Raw genomic sequence first — 26,426 nt, forward strand, 5'->3', positions numbered from 1 at the left:
GCTCACGATGTTTCTGACATTTTGGGATGGCGCCGGCGGTAGTGAACCGCCAATCCTTAGCCGTTAGACGACAAGGGCGCGCGGCGGCCGGATAACCCACTGATGCCAAAGCGATTCTCGCGCGCGGCCGGGCGTTGTAGCGCGCCAACGGCGGGAGGCGGGCGGCAGGAAAAAGGCGGCCCGAAATCGATAAGGTTTCCGAATCGTCGTCCGGAATCAGCGCTTTTCGTCCGCCGGGCAGACGTAAAAATGCCCGCGGCGCGAAATCTCGCGCCGCGGGCCGTAGCGACTGGACCGGAGAAAGGCTTACTTGGCCAGTTGCAGCTTGCCGTCGATGCGGCGGTTCAGGCCGAGCGGATTGTCCGTCTTGAGCGCGTCGGGCAGAAGCGCGTCCGGCAGATCCTGATAGCTCACCGGGCGCAGGAAGCGGTTGATCGCGAGGCTGCCGACCGAAGTCGAGCGGCCATCCGCCGTGGACGGGTACGGGCCGCCGTGGACCATCGCGTGGCCGACTTCCACGCCGGTGCCGAAGCCGTTCACCAGAATGCGGCCGGTGCGGCGTTCGAGCGCGGGCAGGAAGCCGCGGGCGTCGGCGTGATCCGCTTCGTCGATGTGCAGCGCCGACGTCAACTGGCCTTCCAGCGATTCGACCAGCGCGAGCATCGTCGCCAGATCCGGGCAGCGCACGACGAGCGACGACGCGCCGAAGATTTCTTCCTGAAGTTCGTGGCTCTTGCGGAAGGCGTCGGCGGTGGTGACGAACAGCGCCGACTGGCCCTGGTTCTCGCCCTTCGCCTCGACGCCGCGCGCGGCGGTGGTCACGCCTTCATGACCGGCGGCGCGCGACACGGCGCTCTGGTAGGTCTTGCAGATGCCCGGCGTGAGCATCGTCTGCGCGGCGGTTTCATTCAGCGCCGCCGAGGCTGCCGCGATGAACGTGTCGAGATCCGGGCCATCGACGGCGAGGATCAGCCCCGGATTCGTGCAGAACTGGCCCGCGCCGAGCACGAGCGAGCCCACGAACGCCTTCGCGATGCCTTCCGCGCGGTTCTTGAGCGCGTTCGGGAACAACAGGACCGGGTTGATGCTGCTCATTTCCGCATAGACGGGGATCGGCTCGGCGCGTGCCGCGGCGATCTTCATCAGCGCCGTGCCGCCGCCGCGCGAGCCGGTGAAGCCCGCCGCCTTGATGCGGTTGTCTGCCACGAGACCCTGGCCGACGTCGCGGCCGCTGTCGAACAGCAGCGAGAACGTGCCTTCGGGCATGCCGCAATCCTTCACGGCCTTCTGCACCGCGCGGCCGACGAGTTCCGCCGTGCCCGGATGCGCCGAGTGCGCCTTGACGATGACCGGGCAGCCGGCGGCGAGCGCCGACGCCGTATCGCCGCCCGCGACCGAAAACGCGAGCGGGAAGTTGCTCGCGCCGAACACCGCCACCGGGCCGACGCCGACATGACGCAGGCGCAGATCCACGCGCGGCAGCGGCTTGCGTTCCGGTTGCGCCGGATCGATGCGCACGCCGAGGAAATCGCCGTTGCGAACCACGTCCGCGAACATGCGCAACTGGCCGACCGTGCGGCCGCGCTCGCCTTCGAGACGCGCGCGCGGCAGGCCGCTTTCGATCATGCAGCGCTCGATCAGGTCGTCGCCGATATCGAGGATGTTCTGCGCGATCGTTTCGAGGAACGCGGCGCGCGCTTCGGGCGCGGTCTCGCGATACACGTCGAACGCGGTCCACGCGAGCGCGCAGGCGCGGTCGAGATCGGCGAGCGTCGCGCCGCCGAAAGCCGGTTCGATGGCCGCGCCGGTCGAGGCGTTGACGGCCTTGATCGCGCCGTTCGAGCCGAAGACCGATTCCTGACCGATGAGCAGGTTGCCAGTGAGTTGCATGTTGTCTCGTCCTTGCTTGAAATGTGTCGAGCGGGCAGTTGTACGATGACTGCCACCTTGCCCGACTATACGGCCTGGCTGGCGCGCCTGTATAGTGAAACCTTTCCATCGCATGATCGCTTTTGGGAATCACCCGCTTTATGAAGAACACGCTGGACGTGCTCATGTCGCGGCTGCGCATGAAGCAGTTGCAATTGCTGATCGCGCTCGACGATCACAAATCGCTGCACAAGGCGTCGAGCGCGATGTCGATCACGCAATCCGCCGCGAGCAAGGCGCTCGCGGAGCTCGAATCCATGCTGGAAGCGCCGCTTTTCGAACGCGCGAAAACCGGACTGATTCCGAATCCGTTCGGCCGCTGCGTCGTGCGCTATGCGCGCGTGCTCGCCGCCGATCTGAACGCGCTGTGTCAGGAAGTCGCGCAGATTCGCGCGGGCACGGGCGGGCGTCTGACGGTCGGCACGATCATGGGCGCGGTGCCGGACGTGGTCGCGCCCATCGTCAATGAAATGCACGCGAAGCATCCCGATCTCGCCATCGAGGTGGTCGAGGATACGAGCGCGCGCATGCTGCCGATGCTCGACGACGGCCGCGTCGATCTCGTGATCGGCCGATCGAGCGTGTCGGATCAGCCGTCGAAATATCACTATCAGCCGCTGGCGGACGAGCCGCTTTGCATCGTCGTCGGGCATGGCCACGAGCGCACGGGCGCGCGCGAAGTCGGTTTCGACGATCTCGCGCATTACCGCTGGGTGACGTATCCGAGCTATATGCCGATGAGCGCGCTGCTCGAACGCGAACTCGATCTCGCCGGCCTGCCGATGCCCGCCAATCCCATTTCCACCGCCTCGCCGCTCATGACCGTGACGCTGTTGCGGGAGAGTCCCGATCTCGTGTCGATCCTGCCCGCGAGCGTCGCGAAGGTCTTCGAGCGTCACGGCTTGCTGCGCATCCTGCCCGTGCGCATGAAATCGAAATCGCAGACTTACGGCATCGTCACGCGCAAGGGCGGCGCGCTGTCGCCGGCGGCGCGGCAGTTCGTGCAGATGCTGCGCGAACAGAGCCGGCCGCACTGAATTACAGGTTCAGCGTGTCGCGACGATGAAAATGCGCGGGAAGGGCAAGAGCGCGGTGTCGTCGTCGAAGACCGTGTACGCCGCTTCGAGGCCGGCGCGATAGCGCGCGAGATACGCGGCGGTTTCCTCTTCGTCGAGTTTCGCGAGAAACGGACGCAGTCCGCTGCCCTTGAACCATTCGATGATCGCATCGACGCCGCCTTGCAGCGGATGATGATACGTCGTGCGCCACACATCGACGTGCGCGCACAGCGGCTTCAGCAGCGCGTAATACCATTCGGCGCGATAGCGCGCGGTGCGCTCCACGCCCTTCAGCTTGTCGCGCCAGGGGCCGTCGGCGGCGACTTCGCGCATCAGCCGGTGCGCGGGCTCGTCGAGATTGTCGGGCATTTGCACGGCGAGCCGTCCGCCTTCCGACAGCATGCCGACGAGCTTCGGCAATAGTGCATCGTGGTCCGGCACCCACTGCAGCGACGCATTCGCGAGAATCAGATCGACGGCGCTTTCGGCCTGCCACGCGGCGATATCGGCGAGTTCGAAACGCACGGCCGGCAGACGCTTTTTCGCTGCATCGATCATGTCGGCGGAATTGTCGACGCCGATCACCTGCGCGTGTGGCGCGAAGTCCAGCAGCGTTTCGGTCGAATTGCCGGGGCCGCAGCCGAGATCCACCGCCGTGCGTGCGGTGTCCGGCTGAGCCGCGCTCAGGAGATCGCGCACGGGGCGCGTGCGCTGCGCTTCGAAAAGCGTGTATTGCCGGGCTTGCCAGTCTGACATGGAGAACTCCGCAGTCGGTTTTTTTGTGAAGACAGCCGCGATTCTGAACGCGTGCGCGCGCAGCGTAAAATGAATTCGCGCTGCGAGTAGCGATGAACTATGAAAGGAACGCTGAATCCGGCGCGCGTCGCAAAATCAAGAAGAACACTCGGATATGCGCTTTCCGCGCAGGCATCGGGCCTATACTGGCGAAGCGTCTACGGGCGGCTCCAGGCGGCATCGGGGCATGGCTTTCGACTGCATATCACGATCACCACACGCGCCGCGACCGGCGCCTCAAGCAATCGGGAACTCGCAGATGAGCGATACGTCAGTCGGCGGATTGAGCGGTCTCGTGGCCGCGTTGCGCGAGCAGCAACACGCGCTCACCGAACGATGGATGAAACTCGTGTTCGGCGATGAGGAAGTCGAACATTCCGACCAACTCACCTATCGGCAGCTCGCGGATCATCTGCCGAGCATCTTCGACGAAATCTGCATCGTGCTGGAATCGCGCAATTTGCGAGACCAGGAGGGCGCGATCGAACACGATGCGCGCCAGCACGGCCAATGGCGCTGGCAGCAGGGCTATCGCGTCGACGAACTGGTGCGCGAGCTCGATCTGTTCCGTCAGGTGCTGCTGCTCGCCATCGGCGATTACGCCGCCACGCACGACGATTTTGCCCGCGCCGACGAAGAGCACGCCCGCCTCATGACCGACGAAGTCTTGAGCTTCGTGACGCTCGCGTCGATTCGCGAGGCGATCGGCGAACGCGACCGCAAGATCGACGAATACACCGGCATGCTGGAGCGCGCGAACTTCGAACTGACGCTGCGGCAAAAGCTGATCAGCGATCTCTACGAAACGCGCATGCAGATAACGCGCCGCGTCGCACACGATCTGCGCAATTTCCTGAACGTTTTCTCGACGGCGCTGCAACTCGCTTCGCGCTCGCCCGCGAAGCGCGAAACGGCGCTGGGCCTCGCCAACCGGCAGGTCGCGGACATGGCGACGCTCGTCGATGAAATGGTCGAATACTCGAAAGTGCTCGGCGACGATTCGGCGCTGACCGTCGAAGCCTTCGATCTGGTCGGACTCTTCGACGAACTGATGCAGGCCTGCCGCGTCTCGACCGAGGCGAAGGGGCTGAAGCTCGTCGGCCATCTGGACCCGGCGCTCGGCGTGGTGACGTCGAACCGGCTGAAGGTCAAGCAGGTCGCGCTGAATCTGCTGTCGAACGCGATCAAGTACACGTCGTCGGGGGAGATCGTGCTGTCGATCACCGGCGTGGCCGACGCGCGCTGGAAGCTGCTCGTCGCCGATACGGGCGTGGGCATCGGCGCGGCGGATCAGGAGCGCGTGTTCGAGGAATTCGAGCGCGCCGCCGATGACGACATTCCCGGCGCGGGGCTCGGGCTTGCCATCGTCAAGGAATTGTCGCGCACGCTCGACGGCGAGTTGCGCTTCCAGTCGACGAAAGGGCACGGCAGCGTATTCGAAGTCACGTTCCCGCTCGTGCTGGAGCCGAAAGCGGGCGCGGATACGAAATAAAAAAAGGCGAACGGGTCGCCCCGTCCGCCTCCGGTCAACTCGACGCCTGACTGAACGCTCAGGCCGCCGCTTCTTCTTCGACCACTGCTTCGTCTTCCACCGACGCGCGGATCAGATGATCGAACGCCGACAGCGATGCCTTCGCGCCTTCGCCGACCGCGATCACGATCTGCTTGAACGGCACCGTGGTCACGTCGCCCGCGGCGAACACGCCCGGCAGCGAGGTCGCGCCCTTCGCATCGACGACGATCTCGCCGTGCTTCGACAGTTCCACCGTGCCTTTGAGCCATTCGGTGTTCGGCACGAGACCGATCTGCACGAACACGCCTTCCAGTTCGACGTGATGTGACGCGCCCGTCGCGCGGTCCGTGTAGGCGATGCCGCTGACCTTCTTGCCGTCGCCGGAAATTTCCGTGGTCTGCGCGTTCGTGACGATGGTCACGTTCTTCAGGCTGCGCAGCTTCTTTTGCAGCACCGCGTCGGCGCGCAGCTCCGTGCCGAACTCGATCAGCGTGACCGCCGACACGAGGCCCGCGAGGTCGATCGCCGCTTCCACGCCCGAGTTGCCGCCGCCGACCACCGCGACGCGCTTGCCCTTGAAGAGCGGGCCGTCGCAATGCGGGCAGTACGCCACGCCGCGGCCGCGATACTCGCGCTCGCCCGGCACGTTGATTTCGCGCCAGCGCGCGCCGGTCGAGAGAATCACGGTCTTCGCCTTCAGCACCGCGCCGCTCGCGAGATGAATCTCGTTCACGCGGCCCGGCACGAGCTTGTCGGCGCGCTGCACGTCCATCACGTCGACTTCATAGCTCTTGACGTGCTGCTCCAGCGCGGTCGCGAACTTCGGCCCTTCGGTTTCCTGCACGGAGATGAAGTTCTCGATGGCCATCGTGTCGAGCACCTGGCCGCCGAAGCGCTCCGCGACGACGCCCGTGGCGATGCCCTTGCGCGCCGCGTAGATCGCCGCCGCCGCGCCCGCCGGACCGCCGCCGACGATCAGCACGTCGAACACCGGCTTGTTTTCCAGTTCCTTCGCGGCGCGCGCCGAAGCGCCCGTGTCCAGCTTCGCGAGAATTTCCTTCACGCCCATGCGACCCGAGCCGAAGCTCTCGCCGTTGACGAACATCATCGGCACGGACATGACCTCACGCGCTTCGACTTCCTGCTGGAAGAGCGCGCCGTCGATCGCAACGTGCTTGATGCGCGGATTGATGATCGACATCACATTCAGCGCCTGCACGACTTCCGGGCAGTTCTGGCACGACAGCGAGAAATACGTCTCGAACGCGAAGTCGCCGTCGAGATTCTTGATCTGCTCGATGGTGGCGTCGTCGAGCTTGACCGGATGGCCGCCCGTCTGCAGCAAGGCGAGCACGAGCGATGTGAATTCATGACCCATCGGGATGCCGGCGAAATGAATGCCCGCGGGCTTGCCCGGCTCGCCGATGGTGAAGGACGGACGACGCACGCTGGCGTCCTCTTTCTCGACGACGCTGATCCGCGTGGACAGCGAGGCGATTTCATCGAGCAGGCTTTTCAGCTCGCGCGACTTGTCGCCGCCGTCGAGGAAGGCGACGAGTTCGATCGGCCGGGTGACTTTTTCCAAATACGCTTTTAACTGATTCTTGAGATTGGCGTCGAGCATGGCGATGTCCGTTCCTTGACTGGGTGGTGCAGACGCGTCGCGCCGCGGCGCTGCGAAGATCGCAGCGCCGGACGAACGCGTTTTTGGGGTGAATCCGCCGCTGACGCGCGGCAGATTCGATACGGCTCGTAGAGGGTACGAGCTTAGATCTTGCCGATCAGGTCGAGCGACGGGGTCAGCGTTTCAGCGCCCGGCGTCCACTTGGCGGGGCACACTTGACCCGGGTTCTTGGCGATGTATTGCGCAGCCTGAACCTTGCGGAGCAGTTCGCCTGCGTCGCGGCCGATGCCGTTGTCGTGGATTTCGCACAGCTTGATCTCGCCTTCCGGGTTGATCACGAACGTGCCGCGCAGCGCCAGGCCTTCTTCCTCGATCAGCACGTCGAAAGCGCGCGAGATCGCGAGCGTCGGGTCGGCGACCATCGGGTACTGGATCTTCTGGATCGTGTCCGACGTGTCGTGCCAGGCCTTGTGCGTGAAGTGCGTGTCGGTCGAGACCGAGTAGATTTCCACGCCGAGCTTCTTGAACTCTTCGTAGCGGTCAGCCAGGTCGCCCAGTTCCGTCGGGCACACGAACGTGAAGTCGGCCGGGTAGAACACGAACACCGACCACTTGCCCTTCAGGCTTTCATCGGTGACGGTCACGAAATCGCCATTGTGGTAGGCGGTTGCTTTGAACGGCTTGACTTGGCTGTTGATGATGGGCATTTACCGGTTTCCTTTTTGGAGTGGTGTTGAAGAAGTAAGTGAACTATACAGGAAAGCTATCGTAGCTGCGAAGTGGATTGATTTTATTGTCGGGATAGGGTTTTCCTATCGCGACGATATGTCGCCCACGCCGCGCTTGCCGCGCACATCTGGAAGACATGGCGGCGTGCGACGCGGTTTCAACGGCAGCAGCATCGAATTCGGAAAATTCGATTACGCGGAACGCTCGTACGGGAAAGCGCGGGAAGCGGCGCGCGCCGTGCGACAATCTGCAAACTTTCCCGATGGGCTTTACCATGACGAACCGGGCTGGCGCAATTCATCAGCCAAGGTCCGGCGCCGTGGACTCGCAGATTGACTTATGAAAACCGCTTCTCCCCCGCAGGACGTGCAGGCCCCGCAACATCGCTTCGGCGAGTGTGACGAGTGCGCGGATGTCGAACTCGTCGCTACCGCCACCATTCCGACCCGCTACGGCACCTTCGGTTCCTATGTGTATCGCGTGAAGCATACGGACGTCGAGCATATCGCCTTCGTGATGGGCGACGTGAGCGGCGGCGAGCCGGTGCTCACGCGCCTGCATTCCGAATGCGTGACGGGCGATGTATTCGGCTCCTACCGCTGCGACTGCGGCGAGCAGCTCGATCTCGCGCTGCGCTATATCGCCGCCGAGAGCCGCGGCATTCTGCTGTATCTGCGCGGGCACGAAGGGCGCGGGATCGGTCTCGCGAACAAGATCCGCGCGTATGCGCTGCAAGAGCAGGGGCTCGACACCGTCGATGCGAACCTGCATCTCGGCCTGCCCGACGACGCGCGCGAATACGATTCGGCCGCCGCGATCCTGCGCGCGATGAACGTGAAATCGGTGCGGTTGATGAGCAACAATCCGTCGAAGTTCGACACGCTGCTCAAGCACGATATTCCCGTGTGCGAACGCGTCGCGCTCGCCATCCCGATGCGCGAGGAAAACGAGCGCTATATCAAGACGAAGCAGGCGCGCTTCGGCCATTACTTCGACGAAAACGAGTAAGCGCGGCCTACCTGGCGTCGTGAAAAATAACGCCGAGCATGTGCCGCCGCCCGGAGCGCAGGCGGCTCACGCCATGCTTCATGTTCACGCGATACGGCCCGCGCGTGCCTTGCACGGGCCGGCGATGCACCGCGAAGAACACCGCGTCGCCCTGTGAAAGCGGCACGACTTCGGCGCGCGACTGCATCCGCGGACGCTGCTCGGTCATCACGAACTCGCCGCCGGTGAAATCGCGGCCGGGCTCGGAAAGCAGGATCGCCGTCTGAATCGGGAAGACGTGCTCGCCGTACAGATCCTGATGCAGGCAGTTGAAATCGCCGGGCACGTAACGCAGCAATAGCGGCGTCGGCCGCGTCTGCCCCGCGCGATGACAGCGCTCGACGAACGCCGCATGCTCGCGCGGATAGCGCGTCTCGATGCGCATCACCTCGTTCCAGCGATTCGCAAGCGGCGCAAGACGCGGATACACCGCGCGCCGCACCTCGTCGAGCAGGTCGGGCAGCGGATACGCGAAGTACTTGTATTCGCCGCGCCCGAAACCGTGGCGCTCCATCACCACACGACTGCGAAACACGGCGTCGCGATCGTAAAGCGCGGCGAGCGCCTCGCATTCGTCGCGCGAGAGCAGGGCGGGCGCGACCGCACAGCCGTAGTCGTTCAGTTGCGATTCGAGCGCGGCCCAGTCGAGCGCGCCGATGCGTGCTTCCATGTCCTCGGTCGTCGGGCGTTCGAGCACCTTCATTGGCTCTCTCCGGATAGGCGTGAGTTTGCATGCAGTGTGCATTGCCCGCCCACGTCACGCACTCCGGGTCTTGCGGTGCAATTCAGTGCGCCGCCGCGGTTTCGGCGATGCGCTCCTGCAGCGCCTTTTTGCGCGCGGCCATCTTCGCGCTGAGCGTGACGAGATCGATCTGCGTCTTGCGCACCGCGGGAAAGAGCGTCGTTTCCTCTTCCTCGATATGATGCGCCGTGTTCTCCCTGAGCACCTTGAAGGTCGCATCGAAGCCGTCTTCGCCGGCCTTCAGCGTCGCGAACCGGTCGATCAGCGTCTTCACCAGAAAATGCTCGACGTACGCCTCGTCGACGTCGATGCGGTCATGCGCGGCGAGCGCCGTTTGCGCGGCCGGATACAACAGTTCTTCCTCCACGATCGTGTGGATCGTCAGCAACTCGCACGCGCGCTGCACGAGCGCGTTCCGGCGTTCGTGGTCGGCGGCGTCGGCGCGTTCGAAGGCGTCGAACAATTGTTCGATCGCGCGATGATCGGCTTCGAGCATGTCGAGCGCATCGACGGGTCGCGGGGTATGAGCGGTGGACATGTGGGTTCTCCAGAAAGGGCGCTGACGGGCCCGCGAGGAACATCTTCGTGTCCTCTTCGTGTCCTTGAAGCGCCCGAGAGCAGCAAGACGAATGCCCGCGATTGACGAGTTAACGGCGGCCGTCCGCGCCTCTAAATAGGCGATTCCCTCGAACCGCTCAGGTCGCGCTGGCGCAGCACTTTCACCTGCCACCAGGCGGGCAGCAGGCGGCGCACTTCGGCGCGCGCGAAGCGGTCGTCGATCAGATAGAGCACGCCGCGATCGAGCGGCCCGCGGATTACGCGCCCGGCGGCCTGCACGACTTTCTGCAAGCCGGGAAAAAGATACGTGTACGCGTAACCTTCGCCGAAGGCTTGGTGCATGCACGCCTTCATCTGCTGATTCACGGGGTTCAACTGCGGCAGGCCGAGCGTCGCCACGAACGCGCCGATGAGCCGTGTGCCGGGCAGGTCGATCGCCTCGCCGAACGCGCCGCCCAGCACCGCGAAGCCGACGCCGCGGCCGTCGGGCACGAAGCGCGCGAGAAACTCGCGCTGCGCGGCCTCGCTCATCGCGCGCGATTGCTGCCAGCACGGAATCGACGGATGCCGTGCCGCGAGCGCCGCCGCGACCTGCGCGAGATACTCGAAGCTGCTGAAAAAGCTCAGATAGTTGCCTTCGGCGCGAACGAATTGCGCGGCGATCAGATCTGCGATGCGATCGACCGAACGCTCGCGATCGCGGTAGCGCGTGGACAGATCCGCGATCGCGCGCACATCGAGTTGATCGGCGCAAAAGGGCGATTCGACGTCGATGCGCACGCTCGAGGCCGGCAAGCCCAGCGTATCGGCGTAGAAATGCGCGGGCGTGAGCGTCGCGGAAAAGAGCGCGACGCTGTGAGCGCGCGCGAAACGCGGCGCGAGGTGCGGCGCGGGAATCACATTGCGCAGACACAGTACGGCATGGTGTTTCTTCGCATTCGACGCCGCGCCCGAGAGCGAGATGTCGAAGATCGAATGCGTGCCGAAGCGCTCCGCGATGCGCGTGAAGTGCACGGCATCGAAATAGAAGCGCAGGATGTCGGGCGTGAAGGCGTCCGGCTGCTCGCCGAGCGTTTCGGTCATCAGCGAGACCGCCTGGCCGAGCGCGGCCAGAAAGCGCGCGGGCGGCTCTGTGTGCGCGGCGTAGTCGATGTTGGCCGCATGCTGCCCGGCCGCCGTCTCGCTCCAGCTTCGCGCGACGCGGCCGAACGCCTTCTTCAGCAACGGCGGCGCGGCCCGGCGCATGACCTTGAACGCGGCCTGATCGAGCGTCGCGGAGTACATGCCGCGCGCGCGTTCGACGAGGTTATGCGCTTCGTCGACGAGCACCGCGACGCGCCAACGATTCGCCTCCGAGAGCGCGAACAGCATCGCACTCGTATCGAAGTAATAGTTGTAGTCGCCGACGATCACGTCGCCCCAGCGCGACAGCTCCTGGCTCAGATAGTACGGACAGACCTCGTGCCGGCGCGCCACGTCCGCGATTGCCGCGCGATCGAGCTGCGCGCATTCGAGCGCGGCGGCGCGCGCACCGGCCAGGCGATCGTAGAAGCCGCGCGCAAGCGGACACGATTCGCCGTGACACGCGCGGTCGGGATACTCGCAGGCCTTGTCGCGCGCGACGAGTTCGACGACGCGCAAGGGCGTGGCCGCGAGCGTTGTCAGCGCATCGAGCGCAAGCTGGCGTCCCGCGCTTTTTGCCGTGAGAAAGAAGATCTTGTCGAGCCGCTGGCCCGGCCACGCCTTCAGCAGCGGGAACAGCGTGCCGACCGTTTTGCCGATGCCCGTGGGCGCCTGCGCGGCGAGACAGCGCGCGGACACCGCCGAGCGATACACCGCTTCGGCGAGCGCGCGCTGGCCCGGCCGGAAATCCGCGTGCGGAAACAAGAGCGCCGTGAGCGCGGCATCGCGCGCCGCGCCGTGAGCGAGTTCCTGCCGCGCCCACGCGATGAAGCGCTCGCATTGCGCCTCGAAATGCGCGGCGAGCGCGCTCGCGCTTTGCGTTTCGACGAGCACGCTCTCGGTCTGATCGACGATATCGAAATACACGAGCGCGATCTCGATGGCTTCGAGCCCGAGCTTGAGGCACATCAGATGCCCGTAGACGCGCGCCTGCGCCCAGTGCAGATGCCGATGATTGAGCGGCATCGAATCGAGCCTGCCGCGATGCGTCTTGATCTCTTCGAGGCGATTGAGCGCGGGATCGTAGCCGTCGGCGCGGCCGCGCACGAGAAGCGGCCCGTATTCCGCCGAAAGCGAAATCTCTTTCTGATAACCCGCCGCGCGCCGGCCCGTGACGGTCACGTGGCCCGCGACGCCTTCCTGCGCGCTCGGCGTCGGCGTGAAGCGAAGATCCAGATCGCCCTGTTTCGCCGTGAACTCGCACAGCGCGCGCACGGCGACGGTGTAGGCGGGCGCGGATACTGTATGCATGTACAGCAGTCTAGCATGCGGGAATCGGCTATCACGACGCCGCGCGCAGCAATTCCCCGAGCGTTTTCATCGCGCTTTCGATCTGCGGCGACCACGGATGGCCGAAGTTGATGCGCACGTAATTTCCATACGCGTGACGCGCGGAAAAGATCGGCCCCGGCGTGACGTTGATGCCGTCTTCGAGCGCGCGCCGATGCAACTGCATTGCATCGACGTGCTCGGCGAGCCGCAGCCACAGGAAATAGCCGCCGTCGGGCCGCTGAAATTCGACGTCCGGCGGCAGCCAGCGCGCGATAGCGTGCTCCATCGCATTGCGCTGGACGAGCAGCGCGCCGCGCAGCTTGCGCAAATGTTTGTCGAAACCGCCGTGCTGCAAATAATCGGCGATGCCCGCCTGAATCGGGATGCTGGTCGAGATGCTCGTCATCAGCTTGAGACGGCGGATCGCGTCGGCGAAACGGCCCGCCGCGACCCAGCCGAGCCGATATCCCGGCGCGAGCGTCTTCGACAGCGAGGCGCAATGCATCACGAGACCTTGCGTGTCGAAGGCTTTCGCGGGCGGCGGACGATCCTGCGCGAAATGCAGCTCGCCGTAGACGTCGTCTTCGATGAGCGGCACGCCGTGCGTCGCGAGCAGTTCGACGAGCGCGCGCTTTTTCTCGACGGAGAGCGTGACGCCCGTCGGATTCTGGAAGTTGGTCATGAACCAGCAAGCGCGCACGGGATGCTTCTGGAGCGCTTCGGCGAGCACCTCGAGATCGAGACCGTCGCGCGGATCGACGGGAATCTCGACCGCGCGCAGGCCGAGATGCTCGACCGCCTGCAACGCGGCATAGAAGCACGGCGATTCGATCGCGACGACATCGCCCGGCTTGGTCACGGCCATCAGGCAGAGCGTGAGCGCTTCCATCGCGCCGTTCGTGACGATGAGTTCCTCCACCGGCTGCGCGATGCCCATGCCGATGTACCGCAGCGCGATCTGCCGCCGCAACGGCTCGTTGCCCGGCGGCATGTCCACGACGGTGCTCCACGGATCGAGCATGCGCGACGCATGCGCGAGCGACTTCGCGAGACGCGCCAGCGGAAACAGTTTCGGCGATGGAAACGCGGAGCCGAGCGGCACGACATCCGGACGCTTCACGGCATCGAGCACGGAAAACACAAGGCTGCTCACGTCGATGGGCGCGGGCTCCGTCAGCGTCGCGTGCACTTTCGGCGCGAGTGCGGCGCCCGGCGCGACGTAATAGCCGGAGCGCTCGCGCGCGCGGATCAAGCCCCACTCTTCGAGCAGGTAGTACGCGCGAAAGACCGTCGATTGGCCGACGCCATATTGCGTCGTCAGATGCCGCACGGAAGGCAGGCGCGTGCCGACGGGCAGTTGTCCCGCGCGAATCTCGGCGGCCATCGTGTCGGCAAGGGCTTGGTAACGCTTCATCGCATGCTTGAAAAGTGCGTGAAAAGACCGTGAAAGAGCGGGCGCGAAATTGTCTCACACGGATTTGCGAAGGAATATCGGCTGGCCGTCATGCGTTTAATGAACGAGCGGCTTGGTCGCCGCGTTGAATGCCTACGTTCCTTTTGGAGGTGTGTCATGAAGCTCGCCAGAATCGCCACGGTCATGATGGTGCTGTTCGCCGGTCTGCTCGCGGGATGTCAGACGGACGGTTCGTCCAGTTCGTCCGGCACGACATCGAGCAGCGGCAGCAGCGGCGGATATTGAGTCCGTCCGATGCCGCGCCGCTGCCTCCGGGCATGACGGCGGCGCGGTTCCACGCGGCGCTCGCGGCTTTCGCGGCGGCCCTCGGCGACGATGCCGTTCAAGCCAGCGACGACGTTTCGTATCTCGATCCGTTCGCGCCCGGCGATGCGCTCGCGCATGCGCCGTCCGCCGTCGTGCTGCCGCGCGATGTCGAGGGCGTGCGCGCGGCGCTCGACGTGGCGAATCGGTATGGCGTGCCGCTGTGGACCGTATCGACGGGACGCAACTTCGCTTACGGCGGCGCTGCGCCGCGCCTGCGCGGCTCGGTCGTGCTCGACTTGCGGCGGATGAATCACATCATCGAGATCGATGAAACGTTGGGGTACGCGCTCGTCGAACCGGGCGTGACGTACTACGACCTGCATCGCGCGCTCGGCTCGCCAAGGCGCTTCTGGCTCGATCCGCCCGCGGCGGGCTGGGGCAGTGTCGTCGGCAACACGCTCGAACGCGGCTATGGCACGACGCCGTACGGCGACCACGCCGCGAATCAATGCGGCATGGAAGTCGTGCTCGCGAACGGCGACGTGGTGCGCACCGGCATGGGCGCGATGTCCGCGAGCCGCGCCTGGCAAGTGTTCAAGAGCGGCTTCGGGCCGTCGTATGACGGCATATTCATGCAGTCCAGTTTCGGCATCGTCACGAAGCTCGGCATCTGGCTCATGCCCGCGCCGGAGGGCTACATGATCTGCCGATACGCGTTCGCGCGTGAGGACGATCTGGAGCGCGTCGTCGATACGCTGCGTCCGCTCAAAATGGACGGCACGATTCAGAGCAACGCGGTGATCGAAAGCGCCGTGCGCTGGGCGGCGGGCGTCTCGACCCGCAAGCAATGGTACGACGGCGACGGCGCGATGCCCGACGACGCCATCGACGCAATGGCGCGCAAGATCGGCATCGGGCGCTGGAATCTGCGTTTTTGCCTGTATGGGCCGCCTTCGCTCGTGAAGGCGCGGCGCGATATCGTTCACGCGCGGTTTGCGCCGATAGCAGGCGCGACGCTCTTCGAGATGCCGTATCGCGATGGCGGCGTCGAACCGGAAGGCGGCGGCGATCGCGCGCAGGTCGGCATTCCGGGGCTCGAAGCGTTTCGCTTGCTCGACTGGCGCGGCGGCTCGGGCGCGCATATCGACTATTCGCCGATTTGTCCGCCGCTCGGACGCGATGCCGCGAAGCAGGCGCGCATGGTGCGCGAGCGCGCCGCGCAGTTCGGCTTCGATTACTACGGCGGTTTCACGGCGGGCGAACGCGCGATGCATCACATTTTCGCAGCGATTTTCGACCGCGACGATCCGCGGCAATCGCGCAACGCCGGCGCGCTGATCGAAACGCTGATTCGCGACGCGGGCGCGGCGGGCTACGGGCAATATCGCGCGCATCTGGCGTATATGGATCTCGCCGCCGCGCAGTACGATTTCAACGACCACGCGTTGATGCGCTTATCGAATACGATCAAGACCGCGCTCGATCCGAACGGCATTCTGTCGCCGGGCAAGCAGGGCATCTGGACCACGCGATGAACGTCACGCGACGCGCCTTCCTGCTCGCAACCGGTTCGATGTGGATTCCGTGCGTCGCGGCCGTAGAGACGTCTTCGGCGCGAACGTGGGTTATCGACGAAGACTTGCCGCAAAGCCGTGTGCTCGTGCGGCGCATGAACGAGCACGGCGCGCGCGTCGTCTCGCTTTCAGGCGATGCAGGCTGGCTGTGGTTCGAGCGCCTGTCGAACGAAGCGGCGATCGGCGGCCTGACGCGCTTTTCCGATGCGTTCGTGCTGGCGCAACTCGGCGCGGGCATCGGCATGCGCGCGTTGCATCATCGTGAATGGAAGGAGGGCGCGTTGCTCTGGACGTTCGAGCGCGGCTAGAAAGCGCCCGATAAAATAAACGTATCTCGATATTGCCGCGCACGGACGAAACGATGGACACCACGGACACCCGCACCCGTACGATCGCCGACTGGCACGCGCATATTTACTTCGACGCCGTGACTCGCGACGCCGCGTGGCAGTTGCGGCAGGTCATCGAGGCGCGCTTTGCGAGCGAACTGCAAAGCGGTGCATTGCGCCTTGGCCGCTTTCACGAACGTCCGGTCGGACCGCATCCGATGTGGTCGTTTCAACTGGGATTCGGCGACAGTCTGCTCGCGTCCATGCTTTCCTGGCTCGCGCTGAACCACGGCGCGCTCGATGTCTTCATGCACCCGAATACCGGCGATGCGCTCGTCGATCATCGCGATTCGGCGGTGTGGATTGGCCGCTCGCACGCGCTCGTGCTTGATCGGCTGATCGGCTGACTTTGCCTGACACCGAAAAAGAAAAAGGCGGAACGCGTCCGCCTTTTTCCTGAAACGTCCCGCGAAATTACTTCTTCGCGCTGGCCGTTTTCGGCGTCACGGCGCGCACAGCCGACTGGCTCGCGACGGTGGCATCGTTTTGCGCGGCCTCGACCACCTGACGCGCGGCTTTACGAGCCGCTTCGTAAGCCGAATTCGCTGATTCCGTGGCGGCGTCGATTGCGGATTTCCACGCGGAAACGACCGCTTCGCTCCCGGCGGGCGCATTGCTCGCCAGGCTTTCGACGAACGCCTGCACATTGCGTTGCGACTTTTCGATCTGATCCTGCGCCGCTTCCAGATAGCCGCCGCGCACGCCCGTGGCGATTTCGTAGACGTTCAGCCAGTACGCCTGCACGCGCTGGGCGCTGTCCTGCAAATGCTGGTTCTGAAGCGCGAAGAATTCCTGCGGATCGCGCACCGACAACGACCGGGCGAAGAGCGCCTGATGCTCGTCGAGCACCGTCCTGACCGTACGCACGTTCAGATCGACCAGCTTTTCGAAACCTTCGACGGCTTGGGCGGCGAGGCCGAAAGTCGTATTGACTCCCGCCTTTTGTGACGCAATGACGTTTTCCGGCGCAAGACTGCTGATGCTCGATTCCATATGGATGTTCCCCATTGATTACGCGATGAATTTGTGCAGTGCAGCGAATCACCTATTTTAAGGAAAGCGAGTGAAGTGTCAATTACGTTTTCCCCGCTTGACATTAAATCATACGTTCATTTTTTCCAAAAAGAACCGCACCGTGTGCGCATATAGATATTCGCGGATAAGACAAAGTGATCAGACATCACATAAACAGTAGGACTATTTTAAAGTCTGGGCAGTGTTCCATAACTCAGAGTAATTCCCGTCTGCGCGGATGGCGAACGTGCGTTCGCCAACACTGCCCACGCGCGATTTAACGGCATTCCCCTCGTAAACACCTAAGCCCAAAGTTACCGAATGCGTTGTTTCCCCACTTGACGCATTCATGCGCCAGTTGGAACAATCTCGCACTGCAATACGCGTGAAGAATTCGCAGATTATCGGCAAGCATTTCCGGGTTTTGGTTGTCACTGCCACGTCATCGGGAATGCGTACGATTCTTTTCGCGCGAATGAGCCGGCGCTGAACGGCATAAAATATAAATCGAGAGAATTGAAGAAAATGGGGCGACATACCCAAACACTTGGCCACCTGGAACGTAGCCACGAAGACAACACCTTGCGGCGCGCCATGGCCGCACGACTCGACCGGGCCTTGCAGAAGGCCAACGTCAGTTCCGCAAAAGCCGCCGGCTGGCTCGAAGTGAGCGAGCACGATGTGCAATTCTGGCGGCGCGGCATTACGGTTCCGCCGTTCTACGCATTCAACCGCATCGCGAAGGCGCTCGATATCGATCCGCACTGGCTCTGCACGGGCCAGGATCAGGGCGCGCATCCGGCGAACTGACCGCACTCGCGCTCGCCAACCTTCTTCAGCGTCAGATTTCGGTCGATACGGCCGGCGACGGCTTGCGTCCGTGCAAGAGCACCGTGCCGATGCCGCTCGCCGCGATCACGCCCATGCCGATCGCCATCCACGTGTCCGGCACCTGGCCGAACAGCAGCCAGCTGAAGAGCGCCGCGAACGCGAGCTGACCGTAGGAGAAGGGCGTGAGGATCGACAGCGACGCACGCTTGAGCGCCTGGAGCATCAGCGCCTGGCCGAGCGTCGCCATCGTCGCCATGAAGACGACCAGCAGCCAGCTTCCCGCTCGCACCTGCGCGAGCGCCGGCAGCATTTCCGCCTGATCCATCCAGACGAGAACGCACAGCACGACCGTCGCGACGAGCGCGGTGAGGAAGTTGGTCGTGATCGCATCGTCGACGCGCGACAGATGGCTCGACACGACCTGGAAGCACGCGAAGGTGAGCGCCGATCCGATCGGATAAGCCACGGTCCAACTGAACTGGCTGCCGCCCGGCCGCACGACGAGCAGCATGCCGATGAAGCCGAGCACGACCATCGCCCATTTGCTGCGCGGCACGTCGTCCTTCAGCACGAGCGCGGCGAGCAGCGTGGAAATGAGCGGCGCGAGCATCGCGAGCGAAGTCGTGACCGGCAGCGGCAGATGGCGCAGGCCCGCGAACGTGCAGGCGGAATTGGTGAGCAGCAGCACCGCGCGCACGACCTGCAGCTTCACGCTGCCGGTGCGAAAGAGCCCGAATGCGCCGCGTCGCGCTTGCCAGACGCCCAGCACGATCATCTGAAACAGGTAACGCACCCAGAGAAGCGCCAGTAGAGGGACCGCGTCGCCGATCACCTTGACGGTGGAATCGCTGGCCGCGAAGGTCGCCGTCGTCAGGATCATGATGCCGATACCGGCTCCGGTGTTATCGGTATCAATGCGGTATCGCGCTTTGCCCTCTAAGCTTGCCATCGATTTCCTGTCGGTTCGCCGCCGCACGTTGAAGCGCGTCCAACGGCCCGGATGGCATCGCGGCAACGCTTCTGATAACGGCTCTTCATGAATGAGCGGCCCATCGGGCCGTGCTTCATTGTCCCGGCGCAGCGGCCCGCTTGCAAGGCAACAGTCAAGAACTTCCCACATTGTTGTGCGAGAGTCACGCCGTCAGAAATGTACTATCCAGTTCGAACGAACGTGCCTTTCGATTGCGATGGACGCGCTGTCGAAACGGCGTGCAATAAGCCTCGCGCGCTGGAATAGCGCATTGCAGTTTTCGAAACATACGCCGGGAAGCCCGCCAATAGGGGCTTCGAGGCTATTCTCCGATTGAGTCCTAATGCTTGTCTTGAAAATCTAAGACGAAGATTAGATCTTTCCTGGTCTCGGTTTTCTACTATTCCCTCAACGCAGAACGCCGGATCAACCAGAAAGTTGGACACGGTACACGCGTCATCCGCGGAGACGATGCGCAAAAGAAAGCGCGCCGACGACTCCATAAATAGTTTTAACCATTTATTCAAGTTATCTGGACACCCCATGAAAAAAGGCATCTTGTTCGCAGCCGGCATCGTTTCGATGAGCCTCGTCGCCCTCACCTCCATGAACGCTCACGCCTCGGATGGCACGATCACGGTCAACGGTGCGGTTTCCGATACGACGTGCTCGATCAATGGCGTCGCGAGCGGCTCGCCCGCCAACGTCACCGCGACGCTTCCGACCGTGACCGCAGGCGCGCTGTCGGCGGCGGGTGCGACGGCGGGCATCTCGAACCTCGGCGACATCAAGCTGACGCTGAGCGGTTGCTCGGGCGCGGCGACCAAAGCCGTCGCACGCTTCGAAAACGGTACGACCATTGACCAGAGCAGTGGCAATCTGAAGAATCTGGCATCGGCTTCGCCGGCGAACAACGTTCAGGTGCGCCTGCTCAATGCGAACCTTCAGCCGATCAACATCCTCACCAACACGAACAACGACGTCGCCACCAGCGGCGCGGCCATTTCGGGCGGTGCGGCGACGCTCAACTACTTCGCGCAGTACTACGCGACGGGCAAGGCAACGGCGGGCAGCGTCAACACGTCGGTCGAATACACGATGCAGTATCAGTAAGCAGCAGGGCGTACGCAGCAAGCCGGGCGTTGGCGCTGGCCAACGCCCGTAAGCATGAGCACAAGCCAGGGAGCAGACGATGAAGCGATGGATAGCCGCAATTGGGTTGATGATTGCAATGTTCGGGGGCGCTGCTCACGCAAGCGTAACGATCGGCGGAACGCGCGTTGTCTATCCACTGGATCAGCGCGAAGTCACGGTCAAGCTGAATAACGACAGCCGCACGCCATCGCTGGTGCAGGTCTGGATGGATGACGGCAACGCCGACACGAAGCCCGCCGAGAGCAAGACGCCCTTCGTCATCACGCCGCCGATCTTCCGCATGGACGCGAACAAGTCGCAAACGCTGCGTGTGATGTTCAGCGGCGAAGCGTTGCCGCAAGACCGCGAATCCATCTACTGGCTCAACGTGCTCGACGTGCCGCCCAAGGCGGAAGCCAATCCTGATGTGAACACGCTGCAACTGGCTTATCGCACGCGCATCAAGGTGTTCGTGCGGCCGCCCAAGCTGCCGGGCAAGCCGGAAGACGCGCCGCGCATGCTCGACTGGAAGATCGTGCCGGCGGCTCAGGGCGGCGGCAATGCGCTGGCCGTATCGAATCCGACTGCATACTACGTTTCGTTCAGCGAAATTCAGGTTACCGTCAACGGACGAAGCTACAAGAACGAAACCGGCGGCATGGTCGCGCCGCATGGCAAAGAGATCATCGCTATCCCGAAGATGAGCGGCGTGCATGCGGGCAAGGTTCACTACATTGCGATCAGCGATTTCGGCGGCGCGATCGAAGGCGATGCTGATGCCACCGAGTGAGCAACGCGAAGCGCGACGCACGACGATGGCATCACGGTAACTGCATCACGCTGTTTCAAATCTCGAAAAGGCTCGGGCGCATCGTTTGTCGATGCGCCCGAGCCTTTTTTATAGGCCTATTTGCATCTTAAAATTCGAATTCGTCCTAGATATCTGTATCTCGGAAATACGTAGCATCGGTTTGCTGGTCGTCAATCAATTCGATCCATCCGAACCGAAGGCTAACGTTATGAAGTCGTCATGCAAAGGGCAATCTCACACGCTGCGCAATGCGAAGGCTGATTTCATTTGTTCTGGATCCGCTGGTTGCCGTGGCGTTGTCGCTCTTTGCGATAACCGCGAGCACGGCAAGCGTGGCGGCCGCAAACGAAGCGAATCAGGCGGTCGAATTTGACACGACTTTCCTGCAGCTCGATTCGAAAGAGCGCGTCGATATCGCGCGCTTCGCGCATGGCAACGTCGTATCGCCCGGCGTGTACGCCGTGGACATCTGGCTGAACGACATCCGCATCGCACGGCAGGAAGTGCGCTTCGCCGCGGCGAATCCGGGCGAAAGCGCGCGTGCTTGCCTCACGCGCCCCATGCTCGAACGCTTCGGTCTCGACTTCGCGAAGATTGCGGTGGACCGGCCGCAAGACGCGAGCGCATTGGCCGGCGCCGAATGTATCGACCTGTCCGCAGCCGTTCCCGACGCAACGGTCGACTTCGATTTCTCCGAGCAGAAGCTCGTGCTCTCCGTGCCGCAAAAGTACATGCGCAACACCGCGCGCGGTTACGTGTCGCCCGAGTTGTGGGACAAAGGCGTCAACGCGGCCTTTCTCAGCTATAACGCGAATGCGTACGACAGCCACAGCGGCGGCGCGCATTCGACGCAGTCGTATCTCGGCCTGAACGCGGGCGTGAACATCGGCGGATGGCACTTCAGGCATCAGTCGTCGTTGACGGCGGCGACCGGTCAGGCAACGCAGTTCGACAATATCGCCACTTACGTTCAGCACGACGTGCCGAAGCTCAAGGCGCAGGCGACGCTCGGCGACGCGCAAACGCCCGGCGACGTCTTCGACAGCGTGGCGTTTCGCGGCGCGCAACTTTCGACCGACGACCGCATGCTGCCCGAATCGCTGCGCGGCTATGCGCCGGTCGTGCGCGGCACGGCGGCGTCGAATGCGCGCGTGACGGTGCGTCAGGGCGGACAGGTGATCTACGAGACGAGCGTATCGCCCGGGCCTTTCGAAATTCGCGATCTGTACGCGACGGGCTACGGCGGCGATCTCGACGTGACCGTCACGGAAGCCGATGGTCACGCGAAGAGCTTCACCGTGCCGTATGCATCGGTGGCGCAATCGTTGCGCCCCGGCACGACGCGCTTTGCCTTCACCGCCGGCCAGTTGCGCGACGACAGCCTGCAAATGAAGCCCGGCTTCACGCAGTTCACCGTACAGCGCGGCCTGACCGATCTCGTCACGGTATATGGCGGCGGCATTGCATCGAACGGCTATGCGGCGGCGAATGTCGGCGCTGCGCTGAATACGAAGTACGGCGCCTTCGCGGTTGACATCACCGGCGCGCGCACCGAGATTCCCGGCTATCAGACGATGCAGGGCAAGAGTCTTCATCTGGGCTACAGCAAGTTCTTCGATGCAACCGACACCAACTTCACGCTCGGCGCGTACCGCTATTCGGACACGGGCTATCTCGGCTTCGCGGATGCGGCGCGCGTGCGCGACTACGCGCAGAACGGCGGCAACGTGATGGACCGTCAGCGGGGGCGCATGCAACTGACGGTCAATCAGCCGCTGAAGGACCACGGCTCCGTGTTCGCGACGGCGTCATCGCAACGTTACTGGAACCGGCCGGGGCGCGATGTGTTCTTCCAGGCGGGATATTCGAACAGTTTCAAATACGGCACCTATAGCGTGACGGCCGGACGTTCCGTCAATGCCGACGGCACCTTGTCGAACGAAATCATGGTGAGCACGAGCATTCCGCTGGGCCATTCGCAACACGCGCCGCAACTGAGCCTGAACGCGAGCACGGGGCAAGGCGCATCGGGCATGCAAGCGAGCGTGAGCGGCGCCGCGGGCGAGCGCGATCAGTATTCGTACAACGTGTACGGCTCGGCGACCTCAGGCTCGAACTCGGGCGTCAACGCAAATGCCGGCGCGAGCGGCGTCTATCGCGCGCCGTATGCGACGGTGACGGCATCGGCGAGCGGCGGCGCGAATTCGTCGCAGATGTCGGCGGGCGTGAGCGGGTCGATCGTCGCGCATCCGGGCGGCGTGACCTTGTCGCAGACGGTCGGCGATACCTTCGCCATCGTCGAAGCGAAAGGGGCGCAAGGCGCGACGATTTCGAGCTCGAAAGACGTCAAGGTCGATTCGCGCGGTTATGCGGTCGTGCCGTATATGACGCCGTATGGCATGAACATGGTGGATATCGACCCGAAAGGCTCGTCCACCGATGTGGAGTTCCAGTCGACATCGGAAAGCGCGGCGCCGCGTCTGGGTTCGATCGTGATGCTCAAGTACAAGACCGTCACGGGCCGCGCTGCGTTGATCCGCGCGCCACGACTCGACGGCGAGCCGCTGCCGTTCGGCGCCGACGTGACCGATGGCGAAGGGCATGTCGTCGGCGTGGTGGCGCAGGACAGCCGCATCTTTGCGCGCGGTCTCGCGGACAAGGGCGCACTTCGGGTCAAGTGGGGCGACGGGGCCGGCGAGCAATGCAGCATCGGTTACACGTTGTCCGCGAAAACAGGCCCGGACATGGGCTATGCCACGGTGCAATCAAAGTGTATTGATGCATGGCCGACCACGACCGCGGGCGATTCGGCCCACGAAGCGGGACGACGCGCTGGCGCGGGGGTGTAGGTGTTCGATCACTCAGGAAAGGCGAAATGAAACATAACAACGATGCCAGTTTTATCACTGTGACGCGCGTGTATAACGACGCGGTTAGCGCGCTCCGTATCCTGGTCACGATCGGGCTGTCGGCAGCGGCATCTCACGCTGCCGCCGACTCGGTCACGTTCCCCAGGTCCGCGATGCCGGTTCTGTCGTTTCCTGCTTCGGTCTCGGCGAGCCGGGATGCAGCGGTCGGGACGATTCTCTCGAGTCAGTATGGAATTCCGGGACTGGTGGCCAGTACCACCTGTACGACGACCAAGAGTGTCACGGTCACCGGAACGCTCGTTCCAGGATCTTCGAACACCTATCAGACCAGCGTGCCGGGTGTCGGCGTGCGCTTCTATATCACGGACTATTGGAACAACTTCTACGGTTCCGTACCGATGTTGGAGTCGTTGGGCCCCGTCAACATCAACACGGAGTATTACACCCGGGCTGATCTCGTGGTGACCGGACCGATCGGCAACGGCACCATCACGAACTGGCCAAGCATGAACGTTTCGTTTTCGGGACCCTGCTATTCGACTACGACAGCCACACAGCCCGTGACCGGAACGACCATCATCACGGGCAACACGTGCAGCATCTCCACGCCGACGCTCCAATTCAATCTTCCGAAAGCCTTCGCCAAAGATCTGCTCACCGCAGGCGCGACGACGGGCGACACGACCGTTCCGCTCGTGCTCGCCTGTCCGGCAGGGGTCAGGATCGCGATGACCATCACGGACTCCACCAATTCGGCAAACCGCTCGACGGCGTTGGCGCTGGCCCCGGGATCGTCGGCATCCGGATTGGGCATCCAGATTCTGAACGGCTCGACCGCCATCGCGTTCGGCCCCGATTCAGCCGTAGCTGGCACGATCAATCAATGGACGGCCGGCACGGCGGCAGGCGGTCAGATGCAAATTCCGCTCACGGCGCGCTACGTTCGCGCGGCGGGCACGCTCATTCCCGGCAGCGTGAAGGCAAAAGCCACGTTCACGATGTCGTATCAATAGCGCGCGTATCGAATTTGCGCAGCCGCGATTCAATATTTCGCGTTCCACCTTTTCCGATGCTGATCTGCCGCCTACACTTAAAGTAGTTTCTCAACTGCTTCGAAGGAGGCAACGATGAGAACGAGAACCCGCGAAGTCGTGCGCATGCTCGCGACATTCCGCCATTCGGCGCATTGCCGGCGCCTGCGCGCGGCCGCGGCGGCGCAGGAAGCGCGCGCCCTCGCCGACGAAGAATCGCCGGACGACGCGCAGGAGGACGAACGTGCGGAAACATCGGCGGCCGATGAACGGCTCGCGTCGCGCAAGCCGCATCGCGGCATGCACTGAGCGACCGACCGCTACACGCGCGCCGAATTCCTGAAGGGCGAGAAGCGCCAGTGTCCGCTCGCGTCCTTCACCGCGATTGCGCCATGCTCGTGCAGCACCTCGCCGATGGCGCCCGGCTTGATGTCGTCCGATATGCGGATGACGAGCAAGGTGCGCTGCGGCGCGGCATCATCGGTCATATGCGGCGCGGGCGGATGGCGTGGCAACGGTTCGTGCGGAACGAAGCGGTTGCGCGCGCCGATCACGCCCTGATGCTCGCCGTGCGCGACGTATTCCGCGTCGTCTTCGTCGTGCGTGGGCGGCAAGAGCGCGTCGAGATTCATGTCGCCGCGTCCCGCTCTGTAAAGATGCGCATCGTCGCGTCGCAGGCCTGCAAGCTGCAATGCACGAAGCGCGTCGTGTCCGTCCCGATAGGAGCCGAACACGCCAACTATGACCTGATTCATCGTCGCCCCCTCTGTCAGTCCGCCTTATCGCACGGACCAAGCAACAGATGTCTTCATGCGCATGATGCACGCTGTTCGATTTGTCATATGAACATCAGCAACACCCGTTCCCGCATGACAGTTTGAAAGTAGCAGGTCGATAAGCGGTTTTCCGCGGGTTGCGACCCCCACGGCTATCACCTAAAGTAACTGAGCTTCTTTTCCCGGAACCGTGCGTCGCGTGACGCGCTCTTCGCGAGGTTCGAATGACTGCGAAAGCCTGTGCTTGGGTGCTCATGCTGATGGCGGGCTCCGCGGCGGCGGCGCCTTGCTATAACGACGGCGATGTCGTCATGCTCGAAGGCACGGCGGCGCGCCAGGCCGCGCACGAAGGCGATGCGTCCGCGAAATCAGCGTGGGTGCTTTCGCTGTCGAGTCCGATCTGCGTGTTGAGCGCGGGCGCGGGGCAGGGCGGGCGGCAGCAGTCGAACGTATCGGCGGTGCAGATCATCGACGCGACGCCGCCTGAAAACGCGCGCATCCAGCTTACGGGCAAGCTGGTGACGGGCAACGTCAGCGGCTATTACGCGGTGCCGACCGCGATCTGGGTGCTCAAGCAGCGCGTGCTTTCGGGACAATAGACGATAGCGCCGCGTTGCCCGCATGGGCCGTGCGCTTGAGTGCGACAGAAGAACGAACGATCAGGCCGCTTTGGCGTGCGCGTGATAGCGCCAGTATTCGGCGACCACGATATGCAGCGGTTGATGATCGAGCTTGCGTTCCTCGGCGAATCGCAAGATGGCGTCCAGTTGCTGGCCGGTGCAGCGGATTCCCGCGCGGCGCGGCGCCGTCTGGTTTTTCTTGTGCGTGGTCATGGCAATCCTTTTCTAGGACCTTCC

General features: G+C 63.5%; 27 protein-coding genes. 15 read left to right on the forward strand and 12 right to left on the reverse strand.

Annotated elements, in window-relative coordinates; translation table 11 throughout:
* Window positions 1-306 precede the first annotated feature (306 nt).
* Window positions 307-1,890, reverse strand: a complete 1,584-nt coding sequence (locus LY284_RS17335; protein WP_233387426.1) for an aldehyde dehydrogenase (NADP(+)) — start codon at window positions 1,888-1,890, stop codon at window positions 307-309.
* 140 nt (window positions 1,891-2,030) lie between these two features.
* Between LY284_RS17335 and LY284_RS17340 the strand changes: the two genes are divergently transcribed.
* A complete protein-coding gene (locus LY284_RS17340) occupies window positions 2,031-2,966 on the forward strand; it encodes a LysR family transcriptional regulator (protein WP_233387427.1) in 936 nt (311 codons plus the stop codon).
* Window positions 2,967-2,975: 9 nt separating this feature from the next.
* On the opposite strand, the gene tam is transcribed toward LY284_RS17340, so the two are convergent.
* On the reverse strand, window positions 2,976-3,743 hold the full coding sequence (tam, locus tag LY284_RS17345) for a trans-aconitate 2-methyltransferase (RefSeq protein WP_233387428.1): 768 nt from the start codon (window positions 3,741-3,743) through the stop codon (window positions 2,976-2,978).
* Between the two features lie 298 nt (window positions 3,744-4,041).
* Between tam and LY284_RS17350 the strand changes: the two genes are divergently transcribed.
* On the forward strand, window positions 4,042-5,274 hold the full coding sequence (locus LY284_RS17350) for a sensor histidine kinase (protein ID WP_233387429.1): 1,233 nt from the start codon (window positions 4,042-4,044) through the stop codon (window positions 5,272-5,274).
* 58 nt (window positions 5,275-5,332) lie between these two features.
* Here the strand turns inward: LY284_RS17350 and ahpF are convergent, their stop codons facing one another.
* Window positions 5,333-6,919, reverse strand: a complete 1,587-nt coding sequence (ahpF, locus tag LY284_RS17355) for an alkyl hydroperoxide reductase subunit F (RefSeq protein ID WP_014250565.1) — start codon at window positions 6,917-6,919, stop codon at window positions 5,333-5,335.
* Between the two features lie 143 nt (window positions 6,920-7,062).
* Window positions 7,063-7,626 (reverse strand): alkyl hydroperoxide reductase subunit C, encoded by a 564-nt coding sequence (gene ahpC / locus LY284_RS17360; RefSeq protein ID WP_014250566.1) that lies wholly within the window; start codon window positions 7,624-7,626, stop codon window positions 7,063-7,065.
* Between ahpC and LY284_RS17365 the strand changes: the two genes are divergently transcribed.
* Both LY284_RS17365 and ribA read left to right on the forward strand, forming a co-directional pair.
* Entirely contained in the window at window positions 7,616-7,984 is a 369-nt protein-coding gene (locus LY284_RS17365; protein WP_233387430.1) for a hypothetical protein, read from the forward strand. The two genes, ahpC and LY284_RS17365, sit on opposite strands and share 11 nt — an antisense overlap.
* A gap of 3 nt (window positions 7,985-7,987) precedes the next feature.
* Window positions 7,988-8,656 carry a GTP cyclohydrolase II gene (gene ribA / locus LY284_RS17370; RefSeq protein ID WP_041731543.1) on the forward strand — a complete coding sequence of 223 codons (669 nt, stop codon included), beginning with the start codon at window positions 7,988-7,990 and terminating at the stop codon, window positions 8,654-8,656.
* Between the two features lie 7 nt (window positions 8,657-8,663).
* Here the strand turns inward: ribA and LY284_RS17375 are convergent, their stop codons facing one another.
* The 4 genes from LY284_RS17375 to LY284_RS17390 all read right to left on the reverse strand — a co-directional run bounded on the left by LY284_RS17375 (window position 8,664) and on the right by LY284_RS17390 (window position 13,863).
* Complete coding sequence (locus LY284_RS17375; RefSeq protein ID WP_233387431.1) at window positions 8,664-9,398, reverse strand: 2OG-Fe(II) oxygenase; 735 nt, start codon at window positions 9,396-9,398, stop codon at window positions 8,664-8,666.
* Window positions 9,399-9,480: 82 nt separating this feature from the next.
* Window positions 9,481-9,975 carry a hemerythrin domain-containing protein gene (locus LY284_RS17380; RefSeq protein WP_045453508.1) on the reverse strand — a complete coding sequence of 165 codons (495 nt, stop codon included), beginning with the start codon at window positions 9,973-9,975 and terminating at the stop codon, window positions 9,481-9,483.
* Window positions 9,976-10,106: 131 nt separating this feature from the next.
* Window positions 10,107-12,428: an ATP-dependent DNA helicase gene (locus LY284_RS17385; RefSeq protein WP_233387432.1), complete on the reverse strand. Its 2,322-nt coding sequence runs from the start codon at window positions 12,426-12,428 to the stop codon at window positions 10,107-10,109.
* 31 nt (window positions 12,429-12,459) lie between these two features.
* Complete coding sequence (locus LY284_RS17390) at window positions 12,460-13,863, reverse strand: PLP-dependent aminotransferase family protein (RefSeq protein ID WP_233387433.1); 1,404 nt, start codon at window positions 13,861-13,863, stop codon at window positions 12,460-12,462.
* 156 nt (window positions 13,864-14,019) lie between these two features.
* Here LY284_RS17390 and LY284_RS38660 point away from each other — a divergent pair, with 156 nt between their 5' ends.
* Genes LY284_RS38660 through LY284_RS17405 form a run of 4 tightly spaced genes read left to right on the forward strand, consistent with a single transcriptional unit; the run spans window position 14,020 to window position 16,479 of the window.
* Window positions 14,020-14,148 carry a hypothetical protein gene (locus LY284_RS38660; protein ID WP_255724411.1) on the forward strand — a complete coding sequence of 43 codons (129 nt, stop codon included), beginning with the start codon at window positions 14,020-14,022 and terminating at the stop codon, window positions 14,146-14,148.
* A gap of 32 nt (window positions 14,149-14,180) precedes the next feature.
* Window positions 14,181-15,704 carry an FAD-binding oxidoreductase gene (locus LY284_RS17395; RefSeq protein ID WP_233388357.1) on the forward strand — a complete coding sequence of 508 codons (1,524 nt, stop codon included), beginning with the start codon at window positions 14,181-14,183 and terminating at the stop codon, window positions 15,702-15,704.
* Window positions 15,701-16,051 carry a hypothetical protein gene (locus LY284_RS17400; RefSeq protein ID WP_233387434.1) on the forward strand — a complete coding sequence of 117 codons (351 nt, stop codon included), beginning with the start codon at window positions 15,701-15,703 and terminating at the stop codon, window positions 16,049-16,051. The genes LY284_RS17395 and LY284_RS17400 overlap by 4 nt, the downstream gene beginning before the upstream one ends.
* Window positions 16,052-16,104: 53 nt before the next feature.
* A complete protein-coding gene (locus LY284_RS17405) occupies window positions 16,105-16,479 on the forward strand; it encodes a DOPA 4,5-dioxygenase family protein (protein ID WP_233387435.1) in 375 nt (124 codons plus the stop codon).
* 67 nt (window positions 16,480-16,546) lie between these two features.
* Here LY284_RS17405 and phaP read toward each other — a convergent pair whose 3' ends face one another.
* A complete protein-coding gene (gene phaP, locus LY284_RS17410) occupies window positions 16,547-17,140 on the reverse strand; it encodes a TIGR01841 family phasin (RefSeq protein ID WP_233387436.1) in 594 nt (197 codons plus the stop codon).
* Window positions 17,141-17,740: 600 nt separating this feature from the next.
* On the opposite strand from phaP, the gene LY284_RS17415 reads away from it, so the two are divergent.
* Window positions 17,741-17,956 (forward strand): hypothetical protein, encoded by a 216-nt coding sequence (locus tag LY284_RS17415; RefSeq protein WP_081478199.1) that lies wholly within the window; start codon window positions 17,741-17,743, stop codon window positions 17,954-17,956.
* Window positions 17,957-17,987: 31 nt separating this feature from the next.
* Here the strand turns inward: LY284_RS17415 and LY284_RS17420 are convergent, their stop codons facing one another.
* Complete coding sequence (locus tag LY284_RS17420; RefSeq protein WP_053569096.1) at window positions 17,988-18,926, reverse strand: DMT family transporter; 939 nt, start codon at window positions 18,924-18,926, stop codon at window positions 17,988-17,990.
* A 564-nt stretch (window positions 18,927-19,490) separates the two neighbouring features.
* On the opposite strand from LY284_RS17420, the gene LY284_RS17425 reads away from it, so the two are divergent.
* The 5 genes from LY284_RS17425 (at window position 19,491) to LY284_RS17445 (ending at window position 25,102) form a co-directional block, all read left to right on the forward strand.
* Window positions 19,491-20,060 carry a fimbrial protein gene (locus LY284_RS17425; protein ID WP_045453518.1) on the forward strand — a complete coding sequence of 190 codons (570 nt, stop codon included), beginning with the start codon at window positions 19,491-19,493 and terminating at the stop codon, window positions 20,058-20,060.
* A gap of 79 nt (window positions 20,061-20,139) precedes the next feature.
* The gene (locus LY284_RS17430) at window positions 20,140-20,871 is read left to right on the forward strand and encodes a fimbria/pilus periplasmic chaperone (protein ID WP_233387437.1); all 732 of its coding nucleotides are present in this window, start codon (window positions 20,140-20,142) and stop codon (window positions 20,869-20,871) included.
* 353 nt (window positions 20,872-21,224) lie between these two features.
* Window positions 21,225-23,741, forward strand: coding sequence for a fimbria/pilus outer membrane usher protein (locus LY284_RS17435; RefSeq protein ID WP_309243201.1), 2,517 nt, complete (start codon window positions 21,225-21,227; stop codon window positions 23,739-23,741).
* Window positions 23,675-24,775 (forward strand): fimbrial protein, encoded by a 1,101-nt coding sequence (locus LY284_RS17440; protein ID WP_233387439.1) that lies wholly within the window; start codon window positions 23,675-23,677, stop codon window positions 24,773-24,775. The genes LY284_RS17435 and LY284_RS17440 overlap by 67 nt, the downstream gene beginning before the upstream one ends.
* A gap of 114 nt (window positions 24,776-24,889) precedes the next feature.
* Window positions 24,890-25,102 (forward strand): hypothetical protein, encoded by a 213-nt coding sequence (locus tag LY284_RS17445; protein WP_233387440.1) that lies wholly within the window; start codon window positions 24,890-24,892, stop codon window positions 25,100-25,102.
* 11 nt (window positions 25,103-25,113) lie between these two features.
* On the opposite strand, the gene LY284_RS17450 is transcribed toward LY284_RS17445, so the two are convergent.
* Window positions 25,114-25,548 (reverse strand): hypothetical protein, encoded by a 435-nt coding sequence (locus LY284_RS17450; RefSeq protein WP_045453529.1) that lies wholly within the window; start codon window positions 25,546-25,548, stop codon window positions 25,114-25,116.
* A gap of 245 nt (window positions 25,549-25,793) precedes the next feature.
* Between LY284_RS17450 and LY284_RS17455 the strand changes: the two genes are divergently transcribed.
* Entirely contained in the window at window positions 25,794-26,168 is a 375-nt protein-coding gene (locus LY284_RS17455) for a hypothetical protein (protein ID WP_233387441.1), read from the forward strand.
* A 60-nt stretch (window positions 26,169-26,228) separates the two neighbouring features.
* Here the strand turns inward: LY284_RS17455 and LY284_RS17460 are convergent, their stop codons facing one another.
* Window positions 26,229-26,402 (reverse strand): hypothetical protein, encoded by a 174-nt coding sequence (locus LY284_RS17460; protein ID WP_156903116.1) that lies wholly within the window; start codon window positions 26,400-26,402, stop codon window positions 26,229-26,231.
* Window positions 26,403-26,426 lie beyond the last annotated feature (24 nt).

Origin of the sequence: Caballeronia sp. PC1 (assembly GCF_021353155.1) — a bacterium.
Classification (GTDB): domain Bacteria; phylum Pseudomonadota; class Gammaproteobacteria; order Burkholderiales; family Burkholderiaceae; genus Caballeronia; species Caballeronia cordobensis.

Coding starts and splice junctions, on each gene's coding strand:
- LY284_RS17335 (WP_233387426.1), bottom strand. CDS start 1,890: ATGCAACTCACTGGCAACCTGCTCATCGGTCAGGAATCGGTCTTCGGC.
- LY284_RS17340 (WP_233387427.1), top strand. CDS start 2,031: ATGAAGAACACGCTGGACGTGCTCATGTCGCGGCTGCGCATGAAGCAG.
- tam (WP_233387428.1), bottom strand. CDS start 3,743: ATGTCAGACTGGCAAGCCCGGCAATACACGCTTTTCGAAGCGCAGCGC.
- LY284_RS17350 (WP_233387429.1), top strand. CDS start 4,042: ATGAGCGATACGTCAGTCGGCGGATTGAGCGGTCTCGTGGCCGCGTTG.
- ahpF (WP_014250565.1), bottom strand. CDS start 6,919: ATGCTCGACGCCAATCTCAAGAATCAGTTAAAAGCGTATTTGGAAAAA.
- LY284_RS17365 (WP_233387430.1), top strand. CDS start 7,616: ATGATGGGCATTTACCGGTTTCCTTTTTGGAGTGGTGTTGAAGAAGTA.
- ahpC (WP_014250566.1), bottom strand. CDS start 7,626: ATGCCCATCATCAACAGCCAAGTCAAGCCGTTCAAAGCAACCGCCTAC.
- ribA (WP_041731543.1), top strand. CDS start 7,988: ATGAAAACCGCTTCTCCCCCGCAGGACGTGCAGGCCCCGCAACATCGC.
- LY284_RS17375 (WP_233387431.1), bottom strand. CDS start 9,398: ATGAAGGTGCTCGAACGCCCGACGACCGAGGACATGGAAGCACGCATC.
- LY284_RS17380 (WP_045453508.1), bottom strand. CDS start 9,975: ATGTCCACCGCTCATACCCCGCGACCCGTCGATGCGCTCGACATGCTC.
- LY284_RS17385 (WP_233387432.1), bottom strand. CDS start 12,428: ATGCATACAGTATCCGCGCCCGCCTACACCGTCGCCGTGCGCGCGCTG.
- LY284_RS17390 (WP_233387433.1), bottom strand. CDS start 13,863: ATGAAGCGTTACCAAGCCCTTGCCGACACGATGGCCGCCGAGATTCGC.
- LY284_RS38660 (WP_255724411.1), top strand. CDS start 14,020: ATGAAGCTCGCCAGAATCGCCACGGTCATGATGGTGCTGTTCGCCGGT.
- LY284_RS17395 (WP_233388357.1), top strand. CDS start 14,181: ATGACGGCGGCGCGGTTCCACGCGGCGCTCGCGGCTTTCGCGGCGGCC.
- LY284_RS17400 (WP_233387434.1), top strand. CDS start 15,701: ATGAACGTCACGCGACGCGCCTTCCTGCTCGCAACCGGTTCGATGTGG.
- LY284_RS17405 (WP_233387435.1), top strand. CDS start 16,105: ATGGACACCACGGACACCCGCACCCGTACGATCGCCGACTGGCACGCG.
- phaP (WP_233387436.1), bottom strand. CDS start 17,140: ATGGGGAACATCCATATGGAATCGAGCATCAGCAGTCTTGCGCCGGAA.
- LY284_RS17415 (WP_081478199.1), top strand. CDS start 17,741: ATGGCCGCACGACTCGACCGGGCCTTGCAGAAGGCCAACGTCAGTTCC.
- LY284_RS17420 (WP_053569096.1), bottom strand. CDS start 18,926: ATGGCAAGCTTAGAGGGCAAAGCGCGATACCGCATTGATACCGATAAC.
- LY284_RS17425 (WP_045453518.1), top strand. CDS start 19,491: ATGAAAAAAGGCATCTTGTTCGCAGCCGGCATCGTTTCGATGAGCCTC.
- LY284_RS17430 (WP_233387437.1), top strand. CDS start 20,140: ATGAAGCGATGGATAGCCGCAATTGGGTTGATGATTGCAATGTTCGGG.
- LY284_RS17440 (WP_233387439.1), top strand. CDS start 23,675: ATGGCCGACCACGACCGCGGGCGATTCGGCCCACGAAGCGGGACGACG.
- LY284_RS17445 (WP_233387440.1), top strand. CDS start 24,890: ATGAGAACGAGAACCCGCGAAGTCGTGCGCATGCTCGCGACATTCCGC.
- LY284_RS17450 (WP_045453529.1), bottom strand. CDS start 25,548: ATGAATCAGGTCATAGTTGGCGTGTTCGGCTCCTATCGGGACGGACAC.
- LY284_RS17455 (WP_233387441.1), top strand. CDS start 25,794: ATGACTGCGAAAGCCTGTGCTTGGGTGCTCATGCTGATGGCGGGCTCC.
- LY284_RS17460 (WP_156903116.1), bottom strand. CDS start 26,402: ATGACCACGCACAAGAAAAACCAGACGGCGCCGCGCCGCGCGGGAATC.